We start from the raw sequence: 2,909 nt of genomic DNA on the forward strand, positions 1-2,909 counted from the left end.
TAAGTGGATAGCCCTTATGTTTATACAGTTTTGCACGGCGATTGCATGACGTTCGCACCGGCAAATGGCATAGGCGAAATCACGGCCTTCTGACGTAGCCCGTGCGGCGCGGTCGAGGGCCGCGCGAGGGAGAATCGAAGCGTTTGCGTCGAAAAAGAAAAAACCCGGTGAAACACCGGGTTCGAATGGCCGTCCCCCACAGCCCTCGGGCGAAGGCTGATCGGCCGCTTACCACACGCCATCTGACACCCTTGCGGCGGTCGAATGCGCATCGACGATGGTCTTCGTCTGGTTCGCCCCCCGGCGGACCAAGAAGCGTCGGACGACTCCTCGCAGCACCTACAGCATCGTCGGAACGCCGGAATACTCTATGAGCGCCGCCTTAACGGAAACTTAAAGTAGCGGGATGCGCTCGGTCGAATGCGGGATGTCGCACAGACCTCGATCGAATTCGCTGCTTCGCAGATGGAAGTTGCACGGACGCTGCCTATCATTCTTTGAGCGAGCTTTAGAGCGCCACAGTGGCGGCACGGAATGTCGGATAACGTAGGACGAATCCGCGCCCGATGCAGGCTCCCACGCGCCGCATGCTGCGGCGTCTGTCGCGGTCACGGCTTGCCACTGGCCGGCACCGTCGCGAGTCGAGTGGAGATCTCCAATGAAATTCATTGTTCAGTGGAACGGGCAGCCGACGGCGCAGCAGTCGGCCATCGAACGCTTCATGAAAACGGGCGGCGCCTTGCCACCCGATGGCATCAAGATGCTCGGACGATGGCATTCGATCGGCGAGCTGAGCGGCTGCGCGATCATCGAGGCGGAGAGCACCGCGCCCATGGCGGCGTGGATGCTGCAGTGGGGCGATATCTTTGAGTTCACCATCTCGCCCGCTGTCACCGACGAGGAACTCGGGGCGGCGCTGGGGGCGTATCAGGCTCAGGCGGGGAAGTGAAATGGCGATGCCTTGTCCGCCGACTGCTTTGAGGGCATGCGCAGGGTTGTGGTGATGATCGGGCTGGTTAATCAGGATACCGATGCACTCGCGTATTCTTGCTCTATAGGTGCCTGCCGACTGCGGCTGCGGTACTGCCGATACAAAGAAAAAAGGACTTACGGCTTGCACCGTAAGTCTTTTTGTCCATCTGGTCGGGGCGAGAGGATTTGAACCTCCGACCACCTGCACCCCATTGAGCAACGTCGATTGCAAATACAACAATTGAATCAATAGGTTGCAGGTAGCGCATCTAACTCCTTGCTCAAAATATAGGCGCACACGCATGCGGGTTTGCGGGGAGCGCATCGGCTTTTATTAGATGGAGTTTCGTATTTTTCGGGTGGCCGTATTTGCTGGCTTATGTCGGCGCTCGCTGCCCCATTGCAAAAACCGTGCGCTGATTGTCCGTCGCTCGGCGGACGCATTTCGACCCGTTGCTGCCGGTCGCGCCGCTGTAGTTCCAAGGGCAGGTATCGGAGCGGAATCGTCATTCCGCGCTGTCGATCCAAGACAAGTCATCGGCCATTGCCGACGTTCGGGTGCCCGACGGCGACGATGCTGTCGCAGCACGCGCACGCCCACTCGATCGCCGGTGACCGCGTCTTTCCCGCCACCCTGGCCGTCGACGATCCCGGTGTCGGCGACGAGGCTAACCTTCTGTACGGGCACATCCGCGTACCGGGCGACAACGGCGACCAAAGCGTCAACACGTTCCATTTCGAATACGACAAGCTCATCACATCGCGTCTTGCGCTGTCGGTAGGCGGCTCGTATCTGATGCAGAATAACCCGACGGCGCACGGCTTCGACAACTTCGACATTGGCCTGAAGTACCTGCTGTACGTCAACGAGGCGCACGAATTCATGACCTCGGTCGGTGTCACCGCGGAACTCGGTGGGACAGGCAGCCACGCGGTCGCGAACAGCTTCTCGACCATTTCGCCGACGGTTTATCTCGGCAAAGGCATGGGCGACCTGCCGGATTTGCTCGCCAGGCTGCGCCCTGTCGCCATCACGGCCGAGGCAGCACCGGCGCTCACAACAGGCGCCGGACAGCCGAACGCGTTCATCTATGGCTTTACGGTCCAGTACAGCCTGCCGTACCTGGAGCAGCACGTGCATTCGCTTGGCCTGCCGCAACCGCTTTCGAACCTGATTCCGATCGTCGAAATTCCCCTTTCGCGAAGCCAGGGGCACAACCGCTACGGCCAGTTCGGCATCGAGGCGCAGATTCCGGTCAATCGCGCCAGCGGTTCACACGTCGGCGTCCTTGTGCAGGCACATGTCTTCTTCGACGAGATCGCGCCGACAACCATCGGCAAGCCGCTGTTCAACTGGTAACGGGGCATCACATGAACACACGTCATCATTCGCGTAGCGGCGCGACGCTGGCTGCGTTAGTGCTCGGACTCGCGTGGGCTGGTTCCGTCTGGGCGCACGTCTTTCCCCGCACGCAGGTTCCGGCCGCTGGCGCCACCGTGGCCTCGCCCAGCGAGGTGCGGATTGCCTTCGATGGCCCGCTGGAACCCGCGTTTTCGTCCGTGACCGTCACCGATGCAGGCGGCAAGCAGGTCAATACTGCGAAGGCCGCCGTCGACGCACAGAATCACGACGCCATTTCGGTCGCGTTGCCGCCATTGCCGGCAGGACGCTATACCGTGCATTGGGTCGCCGTGGCGTCCGACGGACACCGGACGCACGGCGACTATCGCTTCGACGTAAAGTAACGAAGTTGGCGCTTTCGAACGGCCGTGTCTGCTGTAGGCCACCCCCAGCAGATGCGGCCGGAAACTGAAGCCATGGCATATCCGGACAGGGGAGGCAGTTCACTGCATCGCGCATCGACGGCCCCGAGAATGCCTGTGGGACTGACGGAGAGATCGAAACATGAAACAGGATATTGCACGCCAGGCACTCG

General features: G+C 60.8%; 3 protein-coding genes. All 3 read left to right on the plus strand.

Going from position 1 to position 2,909, the window contains the following annotated elements; genetic code table 11:
- Positions 1-658 precede the first annotated feature (658 nt).
- Positions 659-949, plus strand: coding sequence for a DUF3303 domain-containing protein (locus BN2476_RS40515; RefSeq protein ID WP_087739774.1), 291 nt, complete (start codon positions 659-661; stop codon positions 947-949).
- Positions 950-1,546: 597 nt separating this feature from the next.
- Positions 1,547-2,332, plus strand: a complete 786-nt coding sequence (locus tag BN2476_RS40520; protein ID WP_087739784.1) for a hypothetical protein — start codon at positions 1,547-1,549, stop codon at positions 2,330-2,332.
- Positions 2,333-2,343: 11 nt separating this feature from the next.
- Entirely contained in the window at positions 2,344-2,718 is a 375-nt protein-coding gene (locus BN2476_RS40525) for a copper resistance CopC family protein (protein ID WP_087739775.1), read from the plus strand.
- Positions 2,719-2,909 lie beyond the last annotated feature (191 nt).

The organism is Paraburkholderia piptadeniae (genome assembly GCF_900007165.1).
GTDB classification, from domain to species: Bacteria; Pseudomonadota; Gammaproteobacteria; order Burkholderiales; family Burkholderiaceae; genus Paraburkholderia; species Paraburkholderia piptadeniae.